This is a genomic window from Labrenzia sp. C1B70 (genome assembly GCF_000475395.1).
GTDB lineage: Bacteria > Pseudomonadota > Alphaproteobacteria > Rhizobiales > Stappiaceae > Roseibium > Roseibium algicola.
Genome location: NZ_AXCE01000032.1, coordinates 1 through 14,341 on the forward strand (window position 1 = coordinate 1; position 14,341 = coordinate 14,341).

11 protein-coding genes and 2 tRNA genes are annotated in these 14,341 nt (G+C 59.7%); 8 read left to right on the forward strand and 5 right to left on the reverse strand.

Annotation, left to right across the window (positions count from 1 at the left end):
- Positions 1-49: 49 nt before the first annotated feature.
- The 6 genes from Q666_RS54510 to Q666_RS54535 all read left to right on the forward strand — a co-directional run bounded on the left by Q666_RS54510 (position 50) and on the right by Q666_RS54535 (position 8,354).
- Entirely contained in the window at positions 50-958 is a 909-nt protein-coding gene (locus tag Q666_RS54510) for a metal ABC transporter substrate-binding protein (RefSeq protein WP_023001557.1), read from the forward strand.
- Between the two features lie 88 nt (positions 959-1,046).
- A complete protein-coding gene (locus Q666_RS54515; protein ID WP_023001558.1) occupies positions 1,047-1,946 on the forward strand; it encodes a manganese/iron ABC transporter ATP-binding protein in 900 nt (299 codons plus the stop codon).
- The gene (locus Q666_RS54520; protein WP_023001559.1) at positions 1,946-2,857 is read left to right on the forward strand and encodes a metal ABC transporter permease; all 912 of its coding nucleotides are present in this window, start codon (positions 1,946-1,948) and stop codon (positions 2,855-2,857) included. Before Q666_RS54515 ends, Q666_RS54520 begins: the two co-directional genes overlap by 1 nt.
- Complete coding sequence (locus tag Q666_RS54525; protein ID WP_023001560.1) at positions 2,857-3,708, forward strand: metal ABC transporter permease; 852 nt, start codon at positions 2,857-2,859, stop codon at positions 3,706-3,708. The genes Q666_RS54520 and Q666_RS54525 overlap by 1 nt, the downstream gene beginning before the upstream one ends.
- A 304-nt stretch (positions 3,709-4,012) precedes the next feature.
- The gene (locus Q666_RS54530) at positions 4,013-5,191 is read left to right on the forward strand and encodes an efflux RND transporter periplasmic adaptor subunit (protein WP_023001561.1); all 1,179 of its coding nucleotides are present in this window, start codon (positions 4,013-4,015) and stop codon (positions 5,189-5,191) included.
- A gap of 31 nt (positions 5,192-5,222) precedes the next feature.
- Positions 5,223-8,354, forward strand: coding sequence for an efflux RND transporter permease subunit (locus Q666_RS54535; RefSeq protein ID WP_023001562.1), 3,132 nt, complete (start codon positions 5,223-5,225; stop codon positions 8,352-8,354).
- A 246-nt stretch (positions 8,355-8,600) separates the two neighbouring features.
- Here the strand turns inward: Q666_RS54535 and Q666_RS54540 are convergent, their stop codons facing one another.
- The 4 genes from Q666_RS54540 to Q666_RS54555 all read right to left on the reverse strand — a co-directional run bounded on the left by Q666_RS54540 (position 8,601) and on the right by Q666_RS54555 (position 12,147).
- Positions 8,601-9,863, reverse strand: coding sequence for a TRAP transporter large permease subunit (locus Q666_RS54540; RefSeq protein WP_051990172.1), 1,263 nt, complete (start codon positions 9,861-9,863; stop codon positions 8,601-8,603).
- Between the two features lie 53 nt (positions 9,864-9,916).
- Positions 9,917-10,465 (reverse strand): TRAP transporter small permease, encoded by a 549-nt coding sequence (locus tag Q666_RS54545; RefSeq protein ID WP_031269566.1) that lies wholly within the window; start codon positions 10,463-10,465, stop codon positions 9,917-9,919.
- Between the two features lie 72 nt (positions 10,466-10,537).
- Positions 10,538-11,560 carry a TRAP transporter substrate-binding protein gene (locus Q666_RS54550; protein WP_023001565.1) on the reverse strand — a complete coding sequence of 341 codons (1,023 nt, stop codon included), beginning with the start codon at positions 11,558-11,560 and terminating at the stop codon, positions 10,538-10,540.
- Positions 11,561-11,589: 29 nt separating this feature from the next.
- Positions 11,590-12,147: a gluconokinase gene (locus Q666_RS54555; RefSeq protein WP_023001566.1), complete on the reverse strand. Its 558-nt coding sequence runs from the start codon at positions 12,145-12,147 to the stop codon at positions 11,590-11,592.
- A gap of 132 nt (positions 12,148-12,279) precedes the next feature.
- Here Q666_RS54555 and Q666_RS54560 point away from each other — a divergent pair, with 132 nt between their 5' ends.
- Positions 12,280-13,290, forward strand: coding sequence for a LacI family DNA-binding transcriptional regulator (locus tag Q666_RS54560; protein WP_023001567.1), 1,011 nt, complete (start codon positions 12,280-12,282; stop codon positions 13,288-13,290).
- Between the two features lie 26 nt (positions 13,291-13,316).
- On the opposite strand, the gene Q666_RS54565 is transcribed toward Q666_RS54560, so the two are convergent.
- Positions 13,317-13,391, reverse strand: a tRNA-Gln gene (locus Q666_RS54565).
- Positions 13,392-13,751: 360 nt separating this feature from the next.
- Here Q666_RS54565 and Q666_RS54570 point away from each other — a divergent pair.
- Positions 13,752-13,828: transfer RNA gene (locus tag Q666_RS54570), tRNA-Pro, on the forward strand.
- Positions 13,829-14,341: the final 513 nt, after the last annotated feature.

Consider the following 14,341-nt stretch of genomic DNA (forward strand, 5'->3'; position numbering starts at 1 on the left):
TGCGAATGAGTTGCAATATCACTTGCAGAAATGATGTTCGAACCGGGATATGGTGATGTTGAAAAAACTGCTTCTGACGGTCTCTCTTGCGGCACTTGCAGCCGGACCGGTAAACGGCGCTTCCGCACAGGACAAAATGAAAGTGGTGACCACATTCACCGTTCTTGCCGACATTGCGCAGAATGTTGCCGGGGAGACCGCCGAAGTGGTCTCGATCACCAAGCCGGGTGCGGAAATCCACGGTTATGAGCCGACACCGCAGGACATCGTGCGGGCATCCGACGCGGACCTGATCCTGTGGAACGGCATGAACCTTGAGCGTTGGTTCGAGCAGTTTCTGTCCAACCTAGGCGACATCCCCTCCGTAACCCTGACAGACGGGATCGAACCGATCTCGATCGCGTCGGGTTCCTATGAAGGAAAGCCGAACCCGCATGCGTGGATGGGACTGGACAACGCGCTGATCTATATCGACAACATCTCCAAGGCATTTGCCCAATACGACCCGGAGAATGCGGAGGTCTATGCCGGCAACGCGGATGCCTACAAGGCAAAGCTGCGCGAAACCATAGAGCCGCTGCGCCAGGCCGTTGCCGATATCCCGGAAGACAAGCGCTGGCTGGTGACCTGTGAAGGCGCGTTCAGTTATCTCGCCCGCGATTTCGGCATGAAGGAGCTGTACCTCTGGCCGATCAACGCCGATCAGGTCGGCACGCCGCAGCAGGTCCGTTCGGTGATTGACGGGGTGCGTGAGCACGACATCCCGGTCGTCTTCTGCGAGAGCACGGTCAACACTTCGCCTGCCAAGCAGGTGGCCCGGGAAACCGGCGCGAGATATGGCGGCGACCTTTATGTCGATTCCCTGAGCGAGGCGGACGGCAAGGTGCCCACCTACCTGGACTTGCTGAAGGTCACCTCGAGCACGGTGGTCGAGGGGCTGAAATCCAATTCACAGTGATGGCCCGTAATAAAGACTGCCGGGCAGCATGACCCGATGCTGCCCTTGATTGTGTCACAGTAACTTCAGATTGTACTGGAAAGCCTACATGCTGAATGTCATCAAGGACCCGGTTATGGATATGCCCAACGTCAGGGACGATGGCGGAATTGCCGCCGAAGACGTTACGGTTACCTACCGGAACGGACATACGGCACTCTGGAACGCCAGCTTCTCGATCCCGCGCGGCACCGTCACGGCTCTGGTCGGCGTCAATGGCGCGGGCAAGTCGACGCTGTTCAAGGCCATCATGGGGTTCGTGCCCACAGCCAAGGGGCGCATCCGGATCCTGGATATGACCGTCCGGGAAGCCCTCAAGAAGAACCTCGTCGCTTACGTTCCCCAATCGGAGGAAGTCGACTGGTCATTCCCCGTTCTGGTGGAGGACGTGGTGATGATGGGCCGTTACGGCCACATGGGGTTTTTGCGACGGCCAAAGCCTGCGGACCATGCCGCGGTCGACCAGGCACTGACCCGCGTGAACATGCAGGATTTCCGGCATCGGCAGATTGGCGAGCTTTCCGGTGGTCAGCGCAAGCGCGTCTTTCTCGCCCGCGCTCTTGCCCAGGACGGCCAGGTGATCCTGCTGGATGAACCGTTCACCGGCGTCGACGTGAAAACCGAGGAACAGATCGTGGCGTTGCTGCGGGAGTTACAGGCCGAGGGCAGGGTGATGCTTGTCTCCACCCATAACCTCGGTTCCGTTCCCGAATTCTGCGACAGGACGGTGCTGGTCAAGGGAACGGTGCTCGACTACGGGCCAACCGCGACAACCTTCACCCGTCAGAACCTGGAGAAGGCCTTTGGCGGGGTGCTGCGCCATTTCACCATTTCCGACCAGACCCTGCACACCGATGGCGATCAGCGTACGGTGACGATCCTGACCGACGACGAGCGCCCGTTCGTTCAATACGGCGACAAAGTGCAGACGAGAGAGGCGCGCGACTGATGGAGCCTTTCAGTTTCGCCTATCTCCTCGAACCCTTTCAATATGGCTACATGACCAATGCCATGTGGGTTTCCGCACTTGTCGGCGGGGTTTGCGCCTTCCTGTCGTCCTACCTGATGTTGAAAGGCTGGTCGCTGATCGGCGATGCCCTGTCTCATTCGGTCGTGCCGGGGGTGGCCGGTGCCTATATCCTGGGCCTGCCGTTTTCCCTGGGGGCCTTTCTGGCGGGCGGACTTGCAGCCGGGGCCATGCTGTTCCTGTCCGAACGTTCGGGCCTGAAGGTCGACGTGATCATCGGCCTGATCTTCACGTCCTTCTTCGGCCTTGGTCTCTTCATCGTTTCCATTAGCCCAATGTCGGTCTCGGTCCAGACGATCACCATGGGCAACATTCTGGCCATCACGCCGGAAGATACCCTGCAACTGGCCATCATCGGCTTTGTGTCGCTGGCGATCCTGACGCTCAAGTGGAAGGATCTGATGGTCACTTTCTTTGACGAAAGCCATGCCCGCACAATCGGTCTGAGGCCCGGTCTCCTCAAGGCAATCTTCTTCGTGCTTCTGTCCGCTTCCGTGGTTGCGGCCATGCAGACGGTCGGGGCCTTTCTCGTTATTGCAATGGTGGTCACGCCCGGTGCGACAGCCTACCTCTTGTGCGACCGCTTCCCGCGCCTGATCCTGACCTCCATCGCGATCGGCACGCTGACCAGCTTCGCCGGAGCCTATATCAGCTACTTTCTGGACGGGGCCACAGGCGGTATCATTGTCACCTTGCAGACCCTGATCTTCCTGTTCACATTCGTTCTGGCGCCAAAGCACGGCCTTCTGGCCGCCAGGCGCAAGTCGGCGGAAGCCCTGCGCCGGGGATACGCTGCGGACGTTGCGAAATCAGAAGCGGGAGATCAGGCCTGATGGACCTCGAGACGCTGCTTCTGCCGTTCAAGTTCCCCTTCATGCAGAACGCGTTTCTGATCTGCGTGATCGTGTCCATCCCGACGGCTCTCTTGTCGAGCTTCCTGGTGATCAAGGGTTGGGCCCTGATGGGGGACGCTGTCAGCCACGCGGTTTTACCCGGCATCGTACTGGCTTACATCTTTGGCATACCATTGATCGTCGGCGCTTTTGCCGCCGGCATGGTCTGTGCCGTTCTGACGGGTTACCTGTCAGGCAACAGCCGGGTGAAGCAGGATACCGTGATGGGGGTCGTGTTTTCCGGCATGTTCGGTGTCGGCATCGTGCTTTACGTCTCGATCCGGACAAACGCTCATCTGGACCATATCCTGTTCGGCAACATGCTGGGTGTGGAGCAGCACGAGCTTGTCACCGCAGGCGTTATTGCCCTCGTTGTCGGCGGTGGGCTGGTGCTGAAGTGGAAAGACCTTCTGTTGCACAGTTTCGATCCGGCCCAGGCTCAGGCCTCCGGTTTGCCGGTAAAGCTGTTGCACTACGGCCTTCTGGCGGCACTGTCGCTGACGATCGTGGCAACGCTTTCTGCTGCGGGCCTTATCCTGGCGGTTGCCTTGCTCATTGCACCGGGGGCGATCGCATTCCTTTTGGTCCGCACCTTCAAGTCGATGCTTTACGTGTCGGTGCTGGTCTGCATGGTGTCAATGGTCGCAGGCACCTACGCCAGCTTCTTTCTGGACAGCGCACCGGCCCCCACCATCGTCCTCATTTTGACAGCCGTTTTCATCGCCGCGTTTGCCCGCCGCCAGATCCTGACCCGGCAAGCATCCCTGCGCCGCGTTGACGACGCCGCATAGGGACAGATCCTGCCATACCGAAAGAGAACCGGTGCCGGACGTCGGCACTGGTTTCGGGCAATCACTACGCTATCTGGATAGAAATCCCGGCCAGAAGACGCTCTCACGGCGGTTCCGGCAGTCAGTTTCTATATCATAGGTAGAATTTGCAAAGATGGAACAACTCATTGGCGTGAAAGCGTGTCGTTTCGCTTACAAATTGGTACACCTTATCGATTGTTGGCATACGGGAATTGCCGTAGATAACTGGTTTCAGGAAACAACCGTTTTCGGCAGTGCCGGCAAGTTCTGATCGGAGTTCCAATTGTCAATTTGGAAACAGCTCGTTCTCACCCTCCTGGTTGTCATCGTGGCGGCGGGGCTCTGGGTTCGTTATTATCCGGGAGCCGGCGCGCACCTGTCCGCCTGGGGGATCGACTGGCTGGATTTTGCCGTCGCCGATGCAGCGCCAAGCGGAGGCGATCAACCACGGCGTGGCCGGGGTGGGCCGCAAGGTGCCGTCGTTGCAACGCCGGTCGTCGAAATCACGATCAATGACCGTCTTTCGGCGATCGGTACCAGCACGGCACTGCAGTCTGTTGCCGTGACGCCTTATACAAGCGGCCGCATGACCGAGGTTCTGGTCAAGTCCGGTGCCACCGTGAAGGCAGGAGATGCCATTGCCAAACTGGATCTGGACGCCGAGCAGATCGCCGTCGAGAGAGCCGCAAATGCTCTGAAGGATGCCGAGGCCCGGCTTCAGCGTATGCAGGTGCTGCGAAAAACCAATACGGCTACGGCTGTTCAGGTGACAGACGCGGAACTCTCGGTAGACAATGCGCGGCTGCAACTTCGCGAAGCCGAACTGGCGCTCTCCCGCCGCTCCATCGAAACTCCGATCGCCGGCGTGGTCGGCATTCTTCCCATTACCGCAGGCAATTACGTTTCCTCGCAGACCGTCATCGCAACCATTGACGACCGCAGCGAAATTCTTGTCGACTTCTGGGTTCCGGAGCGGTTCGCCTCCGCTATCGCAGTGGGATCTCCGATCACCGCCACGTCGGTCGCCCGCCCGGGTGAAACCTTCGAGGGTGTCATCAGTGCCGTCGACAACCGCATCGATATCGACAGCCGCACACTTCAGGTTCGTGCCCGTTTTCCGAACAAGGCCGACAAGTTGAGAGCCGGCATGTCGTTCCAGGTTTCGATGAAGTTTCCCGGCGACAAGTATCCGGCGGTTGATCCGCTGGCCGTGCAATGGGGGTCCGACGGTGCCTTCGTCTGGGCCGTGCGTGAAGGCAAGGGCGTTCGTGTCCCGGTCAGCATTATCCAGCGCAATACCGACAGCGTGTTGGTCGACGCGGAGCTGACGGTCAACGACGAGGTCGTGACCGAAGGCATTCATCTGGTTCGCAACGGGGCCGACGTGACGGTTGCAGACCGCAAGCAGGCTCCGGCATCGGACACTCCGGCGACAACTGCTTCCAGCCAAAGCGGTTCCTGAGAATTGACCTGAAGGTCTTGGAGAGATTGCCATGCAGATGGACCGTTTGAAGGAACTTGGCATCACTGGCCTGTTCGTGCGGCGTCCGGTTCTTGCCTTCGTGATCAACATGCTGATCGTGGTTGCGGGGATCGCGGCAATTTTCGGCATCGAAGTGCGCGAACTGCCCGATGTCGACCGCCCGGTCATCACCGTCAGCACGGATTATCCGGCCGCAGCTGCCGAGACCATCGACCGTGAAGTGACCGGTGTCATCGAAGGCGCAGTGGCACGTGTCTCCGGCGTGAAGTCTATCTCTTCATCGTCCTCCTTCGGTCGAAGCCGTGTGACCGTGGAATTTTCCGATGATGTCGATCTGGACGTTGCCGCTTCCGACATGCGCGATGCGCTCGGGCGCATCACCAACGATCTGCCCGAGGACGCCGAGCCTTCCCGTATCATCAAGGCTGATGCCAACGCCCAGCCGGTATTGCGCCTGGGTCTGACTTCCGACCGCATGTCGGTCGAAGACATGACGGTGCTGGTGGAAGACGAGATTTCCGACGTCCTTGCCGCTGTTCCAGGTGTCGCGGACGTCCAGGTCTACGGTGACCGCGACAAGATCTTCCGGATCGACATCGACCAGGCCAAGATGGCCAGCCTCAATCTGACCATCGCGGATGTGGCCAATGCCCTGTCCTCCATGGCCTTCGATACGCCGGCAGGCTCGCTGACCAGTCAGAACCAGGATCTGATCGTCCGCGCCACGGCTTCCATTGATACGCCTGAGGAATTCGAAAGCGTTATTATCAATCGCCGCGCAAGGCTCCGCGACTTCGTGACGGTGACACTTGGCCCGGATCTGGGCCAGACACAGCTGCGCGCCAACGGCAAGTCGGGCATCGGCCTTGGCGTCATTCGCTCCGCCCAGTCGAACACGCTCGAGATTTCGGAAGGCGTTCGCTCCGCGGTCGACCGTATCCAGGAGAACCTGCCTGAAGGCATGACCATCGAGGTAACCAGCGATGACGCCACCTTCATCAATGGCGCCATTCATGAAGTCGAGATTGCCCTTGCCATCTCGGTCAGCATCGTTCTGCTGATCATCTTCATTTTCCTGTGGGACTGGCGGGCAACCATCATTCCGGGCGTGTCCCTGCCGGTGGCGCTGATCGGCACACTTGCGGCGATCTATCTTGCCGGGTTCTCCATCAACATCCTGACGCTTCTGGCGCTGGTTCTGGCAACAGGCCTTGTGGTCGACGATGCCATCGTGGTGCTGGAAAACATCGTGCGCAGGCGAAATGAAGGCATCGGACCACGCGCTGCGGCGGTTCTAGGTGCCGAAGAGGTCTTCTTCGCGGTGCTGGCGACAACGGCGACGCTGATTGCCGTGTTTGTACCGCTCTCCTTCCTGCCGGGGCAGACCGGCGGGCTGTTCCGCGAATTCGGCTTCGTACTCGCCATCGCGGTGTTCCTGTCCTCCATCGTGGCGCTGTCGCTGTGTCCCATGCTGGCCTCGCGCATTCTCAAGAGCAAACCGGCCGGCAAGGCCGATGATCACGGGGGCGGAGCCGGCGGTCTGGGGCGGATGTTGAGCGCTCTCTACCGGCGCTGCCTGCATGCATGCCTTGATGCGCCGATGGTGGTTGTGGCTATTTCGCTGCTGTTTGCAGCCACCGCGGGTGTCCTGTTTCCCACCATCAAGTCGGAACTGACGCCGTCTGAAGACCGCTCGATTGCCTTCATGCGCATTTCCGCGCCTCAGGGCGTGAGCCTTGATTACCTGTCTCAGCAGATGCGCCAGATCGAAAACCTGCTGGAGCCTTATCGGGAAAGCGGCGAGATCAACAGCACCTTCTCGATTGCGGGAACAGGCGGTTCCAAGAACAGCGGATTCATCGTCATGCGTCTGGCGCCGTGGGACCAGCGCGAGCGGTCGCAACAGCAGATCCTGTCCGAGGTCAGTGCGCTTGTGCGTGATGTGCCAGGTGTGCGGGCCTTCGCCTTCCAGCCCAACAGCCTTGGCATTCGCGGTGCCGGGTCCGGCCTTCAGTTTGCCGTCGCCGGCAGCAACGACTATGCGACGCTCGGCGCTACGGCGGACAAGATCATCTCGGCGATGGAGCAGGATCCAAGGTTCCGGCAGGTGCGCCTGTCCACCGAGGCCACCCAGCCGCAGCTTTCGGTTTCCATCGATCGCGAACGCGCCTCCGACCTTGGCATCGACATTAACGGACTGGGCACGGCCATGCAGGCCATGCTGGACGGTCGCAAGATCGGGCAGGTTTTCATCAACGATCAGGCCTATGACGTGAAATTCGTTTCCACGTCCAATCCGATCAACGATCCGACGGATATGGAGAACATCTTCATCAAGACAGGTGATGGCCGCTTCGTACCCGTGTCGACCATTGCCAGCCTGGTGGAAAAGGCCGTGCCACCTTCTCTTGCAAGGGAACAGCAGCTGCGCTCCGTTGCTGTTACGGCAGGTCTTGCGGACGACTTCGCCCTCGGCAATGCGTATGAGGAAGCGCTGAAGATCGCCGAACCGTTGCTGCCGCCCGGTGCCCGTATCGTGCCGCTGGCGGAAACGGCAACGCTGGGTGAACAGTCATCCTCCATGGCGCGCACGTTCGGCTTTGCGATCATCATCATCCTGCTGGTGCTGGCGGCCCAGTTCGAGAGCTTCATCAGTGCGCTCATCATCATGGCGACGGTTCCGCTTGGCCTGGCCTGCGCTGTCTTCGCCATGCTGCTGACCGGGACGACACTCAACGTCTATTCCCAGATCGGCCTCGTGCTGCTTGTGGGCATCATGGCGAAGAACGGCATCCTGATCGTGGAATTTGCCAACCAGCTGCGGGATCGCGGGCAGGGACTGCGAGAAGCGATCGAGAATGCCTCGAACATCCGCTTGAGACCAGTGATGATGACCATGATCTGTACCATTGTCGGCGGCGTGCCGCTGATCATGGCAAGCGGGGCAGGGGCAGAAGCGCGAATTGCCCTGGGGTTTGTCATTGTCGGAGGTCTGGGCCTTGCGACTGTCTCGACCCTGTTCCTGACGCCGGTTGCCTATCTCCTGCTCGGACGGTTCATCACACCGGCCGTTCAGGAAGAAGAGCGCCTTCACAAGGAACTGGACGCGGCAAGGACGATCGGTCAACAGCCGGGCGAGTGACAACACTGGAAAGCCGGCTTTGAGCTGGCTTTCACCCAAACGCAGTCATCCCGGACGCAGCGCAGCGGAGCTCCGGGATTGGAGGCCCGGTTCGTGTGAACAGGCACAGGTGACCGGGTATCTTCAAAACCGAAAGACCAGTGCCTCTCTGATCCCGGCTCACGCTGCGCTTGGCCGGATTGGCGAACAGAGGCATCGCGAAAAAAGAAACCGCCCGTATGTCCACGGGCGGTTTTTGTTTTTGCCTTACCGCCCGGTGATGGCCGGGAAGAACAGCAGGATACCTACGGCGAGTATCTGCAGGGCGATGAACGGCAGCAGCGAGCGGAAGATCGTTGCCAGCGTTATGCCCGGTGGGGCAACGCTCTTGAGATAGAAGGCGGCAGGCCCGAACGGCGGTGACAGGAACGACACCTGCATGTTCATGCAGAACAGAACGCCAAACCAGACCGGATCGTAGCCGAGATCCTTGATGATCGGCACGAAGATCGGCATCGTCAGCAGCGCGATCCCGACCCAGTCCAGGAACATGCCGAGCACGAACAGGATCAGCATCATGAACAACAGGATGATGGTGGGATTGTCGGAGATGCCGGATATGAGGGCCGAGACGAACTTGATGCCGCCCATCAGGTTGAACACTCCGACCAGAGCACTTGCACCGATGCCGATCCACACGATCATGCCGACGGTCTGAAGCGTCTGCAGGGCAGCACCTTTCAGAAGCTCGAGTGTAAATTCCCCCCGAACCACCGTCGACAACAGCACCCCGGCAACGCCGACCGCCGATGCCTCGGTGACACTCGCGATGCCGCCGTAAATGGAGCCAAGCACGCCGGCAACGACGGTAAGCGGCAGGATAAGCCCCTTCAGGAGGCGAAGTTTTTCCGCCATCGGCACAGGTTCATCGTCCTGTACCGGTGCGATGGCCGGATTGAGGTAGGCCCGGATCAGGACGTAGGCGACATAAAAACCAGCCAGCATCAGACCCGGCAGAAAGGCGGCGGTGAAGAGATCGCCGACCGAGACGTTGGCGGTAAGGCCGTAGATGATGAGTACGATGGACGGCGGTACCATGGTGCCGAGCGCACCGCCTGCGCACACGACGCCGATGGCCAGGTGTTTGTCGTAGCCGAGGCGCAGCATCTGGGGCAGCGCAACAAGGCCGAGCAGCACGACTTCGCCGCCGATGATGCCGCTCATGGCCGCCAGGATCACTGCCACGACGATGGTCTGGATAGCGACCCCGCCGCGCAGGCGTCCGCCCAGCAACTTCATGGCGTCGAACAGATCTCTGGCGATGCCTGATCGATCAAGGATTGCCGCCATCAGAACGAACATCGGCACGGAGACGAAGACGAAGGAACCGACGAAGGAGTAGACGCGGCTGGTGATCAGCGGCACGACCATGGGTCCGAACCAGCCGAGCGCGAAGATCAGCGCAACCAGCAGAGTGACGAAGGCAAGCGGGATGCCGGAGACCAGCAGCACCAGCAGCATCGCGAACATGAGCAGCGTGCCGGTCTCGATGCCGAGCCCTTGAAGGGAGCCGAAGAACTCTGTCACTTACGCCCCCTGGCATAGTTATAGGCAAGAATGAGGAACTGGACGGCCATCACCGTCATGACGACCAGAAGGAAAACCTTGATCAGGCCCGGAAAGACAGGGTCCCAGGCACTGCCGGAGCGTTCCAGACGGAAGCTGCCATCGGGCCGAAAAGCCGCCTTCTGAACCATCAGCCAGCTGGCGTAGGCAAAAAAGGTGCTGGCCACCATGCAGATGAGCGAGATGACGACGTCAAGGACACGCCGCAGAGGTGGCGGCAACGTGTCGTAGATCAGCACGACCCTGATGTGGCGGTCGCGCGCGGTGCAGTAGAGCCCGCCATAGAGAAAGGCGGCGCCGCACAGGAAAATGGTGGTCTCGTGCGCCCAGATTGTGGGGGCGTTGAAGACGTAGCGCAAAAGCACTTCGTTGATGAGGATCAGCATCGAAGCAACGATGCCGATGGCAAACAGCAAGCCGCCCCTGTCGATCCAGCGCCCGAGCATGCCGGCCTCGGCAATAGCGCCGGGATCCTTTTCCCGCTCCGGGGTTTCGTTCGGTTCCACCAAGGTTTCCTCCAGCTTCTTTTACAAAACGGGCGCCCGAAGGCGCCCGCCAGGTAACCACATTGAGGCAGCTTACTGCATCAGGCCGTTTTCTTTCAGGTAGCTGGTTAGAACGTCATAGACCTTCTGGGCATTGTCCGAACGTTCGGCGACCTTGGCCCATTCGCCGGTGGCGATGGAGCGGAACTTCGCGCGTTCTTCCGGCGACCAGTCCGTGACGGTCACCTTGCCGCTGGCCTTGGCTTCCTCGACGGCTTTCTGGTCGCTCTCGGCGAGAGCTGCCACCTGCGCGTTGGCGAAATCCCTGACGCTTTCTTCAAGGGCGGTCTTGAGATCGTCCGGCAGGGCATCCCACTTGGCCTTGTTCATGGAAATTTCCACCAGCGGCATGGAGTGGAAGCCCGGATAGACCGGGTTCGGGGCAACGTCGTGCATGCCCTGTGCCTGATTGGTGGAGAAGACCGAGTAGTCGGCTGCGTCGATCACGCCCTTGTCGAGCGCGGTGAAGACTTCGGACCCCGGCAGGTTGACCGGAGCAGCGCCAGCCGCTGCAAACACCTGCTGAACCAGGCCTTCAGGCGCACGCATCTTCAGGCCCTTCAGGTCGTCAACACCTTTCAGCGGAACCTTGGAGACGAAGGCCTCCAGGCCCGGTGTCGTCGCGCCGATGAAGTGCAGGCCGTAAGGCTCTACCAGCTCGTTCATCAGGTCTTTGCCGCCGCCATCGTACATGAAGGCAAACATCTGGTCCGGCGACGCCCAGGCGCCGACCGGGTTGGCGATCAAACCGAAAGCCGGATCCTTGCCGGCAAAGTAGGACGTATCGGTGATATGGCCGTCAAGAATGCCGGATGCGATGGCATCCTGGGTCTCGCTGTGGGCCACAATGGACTCCACAGGCAGCAACTCGACCTCGATCTTGCCGCCGGTCTTTTCCTTCACGCTCGCGGCCCAGCCCTGCTGAAGCACGAAATTCGGGTTGCCTGCCGGGTCGGAAGACTGGAAGCGGAACGAATAGTCCGCAGCCATGGCGGTCGTGGCAAGCGCACCGGCCGCAACGGCGGCAAGAGCGGTTCTGGTCAAGAGTTTGAGCATGATTTCCTCCCTAGTCGAAACGTCATCGCTCAAGAGGCGATGGTGGTACGAGGCGGCCTTGCTGGCCGCAGTTCTTTCATGGCTTTGTCGACAAGTTCGTCGACAGGCCTTGAAATATCCAGGCTGAAGCCGGCTTCCCCGACTTGCAGCGGTTCCAGCGTCGCCAGCTGGCTGTCCAGCAGCGTTTCACCGACGAAATGTCCCTGGCGCCCACCCAGGCGCTCGGCGATCAGGCCGCGTTCTCCTGCCAGGTGGACAAAGATGCACGAGGGCAGGGCAGCCCGTAATCGGTCCCGATAGGCGCGCTTCAGGCTGGAGCAGGCGATCACTGCACCGCCGGCACAGTAGATCTGCAGCTTGGCGGCAAGTGACACGGCGTCGAGCCAGGGCATGCGGTCGGCATCGGTCAGCGCTTTTCCCGCCGCCATCTTGCGCTTGTTTTCCGGGCTGTGAAAGTCGTCAGCTTCAACCATGCCGACGCCAAGCCTGTCCGCGAGGCGGTTCGCCAGCAGGCTTTTGCCGGCGCCGCAAACGCCCATCACGACGATGGCCGTTTCGCCAGAGGCTGATGGCAATTCACCCTGCATTTCCGTCCCCGAATGATCTCGTTGTTGGGCGTATTGAAAATGATAGCGCTAACATTTGTCAAATACTTTTTTCTGGGATATTATCGAAGAGTTGATTTGCAATGGTATAAATAATTGTAATGGTTGAATAATTTGAAAATAACGATCGCCGATGTTGCCCAGGAAGCTGGTGTTAGCGCTATGACCGTGTCGCGCGCGCTACGTGATCCTGACAAGGTCTCCGCCAAGACACTGACCAAAATCCGGGAGGTGGTCGACAGGCTCGGATACGTGCCAGATCCGGCGGCCAGCGCGCTTGCTGCGGGCAAGACCAACGTCATCGGCGTCATCGTGCCGTCAGTAACCAACAACGTGTTTTCTGATGTCATGCGAGGCATCTATGAAGCGGCTGAAGGGTCGAAATGGCAGATCCAGCTCGGCAATTCCCGCTATTCCCCACTTGAAGAAGAAAGCCTTGTGCGAACCTTCCTGAGCCAGCGTCCCGCTGGCCTGGTCCTGTCAGGTCTCGATCAGTCGGAAGACACGGCCCGGCTGCTGGAACGGGCAGACTGCCGCATCGTCCAGATCATGGAGTGCGGGCCGGCGCCATATGACATGATGGTCGGCTTTTCCCACGTGGAGGCTTCTGCCGCGGCAACTCGCCATCTTCTTGCTGCCGGATACAGGCGTCCGGGCTATATCGCTGCCCGGCTCGACCCGCGCAGCCAGCGCCGCCTTGCCGGGTTTCGCGGGGAGGCGGAAAAGGCAGGCGTCTTCGATGCGGGCCGGATCGTGACGACACCGCGTCCTTCAACCGTCACCCTTGGCTGTGAACTGGTCGCCGACCTTCTGTCGAAGGCGCCGGAAACCGATGCGATCCTGTGCAACAACGATGACCTTGCGCTCGGTGCCCTGTTCGAGTGCCAGCGTCGCGGCATCCGGGTTCCGGATCAGATGGGTATCTGCGGTTTCAACGATCTGGAAATGATGGCCGCCGCCAACCCGCCGATCACTAGCGTGCGCACGTTCCGCCTGGCCATGGGACGCGATGCCTTTCGCATGCTGACGGGTGCCCTTGCCGGAATTGAGCCGGAACAGCCGGTGGTCGATCTCGGCTACGAGGTCGTCGCACGTGGCAGCACAGCCCGAAACGGGCAAGGCTAGAAGATGTCTTTTAAGGGAAGAAAGACTGGCTGGGGTGGAAGGATTCGAACCTTCGCATGGCGGTACCAAAAACCGCTGCCTTACCGCTTGGCTACACCCCAAGGCCGTGGGGACGCTGTATAGCGAGCCTCGATCCTTTGCGCAAGTCTCCACAAGAGCAAACTTTGACGGGGAAGGACCGGTTTTCCCCAGGTGCGTTGCAAAGCCATCGCCGGGACGATTGGCGGCCGTTTCAATCCGCTTCAAGTTGGCGGAACGGCAAGCCGGACTTGGCGTGTCCGCTGGAAAGCGGCGTAATTCGCCCTTGCCTTGCCGAGGTTGTTCACAGTTTCAAAAAAGTGACATTCGGCAATGCAAATCGCTTGCGGGATCAGACCAGCTTTGCTAAATGACCCTCCACGCAGCGAGGGCTTGCCCAGCTGTTCCCGATGAGCCTAGCTTTCTAAGCTCATATTCTGTGTCGGAGTGTAGCGCAGCCTGGTAGCGCACCTCGTTCGGGACGAGGGGGTCGGAGGTTCGAATCCTCTCACTCCGACCATTTTCTTCCTTCCAATTTGAACGCCTCGCGACCAGCAACGCCTGCGGACCTGATTTCGCCCGCAGCGATTGGTACGCCTGCGTCGGCGTTTTCTTCCCTAGACCACAGTCTCGGCTAATCGAGTTGGCACTTGCGATGCCCGTTGCCTTCCTTGCTGGAGCTGTGCGTTTCAGACCTGGTTTTGCAACCTGCTGCCGTTGTGGGCCGTCTCTCGAGACCGGCCTTTACATTCGTCCCCGATAAAAAGCGTGGTTTGATCAAGCTGCGCGCCTCTTGCCAGCCGGCCTGGAAGATACTGGCAAGTGCTCGTTTTGATTGAGAGTTTTGTGAAATAAAACTGAAATTAAATCGATTGCTAAACAAAAAATCTCAACCATATGAGGCAATTTTCCCGCAAAAATTGCTTGCAACCTGTGGCTTAAACCCTTAGGGCAGCATTAACAAAAAAGACAATGCGGGAAAAGACAATGCGCAACAGTTTCGCTGTTTTTTGAACAACTTGCCGGTTCTGAA

Excerpts from the sequence above, each read along its gene's own strand:
- Q666_RS54510 (WP_023001557.1), top strand. The coding sequence starts at position 50 with ATGGTGATGTTGAAAAAACTGCTTCTGACGGTCTCTCTTGCGGCACTT.
- Q666_RS54515 (WP_023001558.1), top strand. The coding sequence starts at position 1,047 with ATGCTGAATGTCATCAAGGACCCGGTTATGGATATGCCCAACGTCAGG.
- Q666_RS54520 (WP_023001559.1), top strand. The coding sequence starts at position 1,946 with ATGGAGCCTTTCAGTTTCGCCTATCTCCTCGAACCCTTTCAATATGGC.
- Q666_RS54525 (WP_023001560.1), top strand. The coding sequence starts at position 2,857 with ATGGACCTCGAGACGCTGCTTCTGCCGTTCAAGTTCCCCTTCATGCAG.
- Q666_RS54535 (WP_023001562.1), top strand. The coding sequence starts at position 5,223 with ATGCAGATGGACCGTTTGAAGGAACTTGGCATCACTGGCCTGTTCGTG.
- Q666_RS54540 (WP_051990172.1), bottom strand. The coding sequence starts at position 9,863 with ATGTTCGCGATGCTGCTGGTGCTGCTGGTCTCCGGCATCCCGCTTGCC.
- Q666_RS54550 (WP_023001565.1), bottom strand. The coding sequence starts at position 11,560 with ATGCTCAAACTCTTGACCAGAACCGCTCTTGCCGCCGTTGCGGCCGGT.
- Q666_RS54555 (WP_023001566.1), bottom strand. The coding sequence starts at position 12,147 with ATGCAGGGTGAATTGCCATCAGCCTCTGGCGAAACGGCCATCGTCGTG.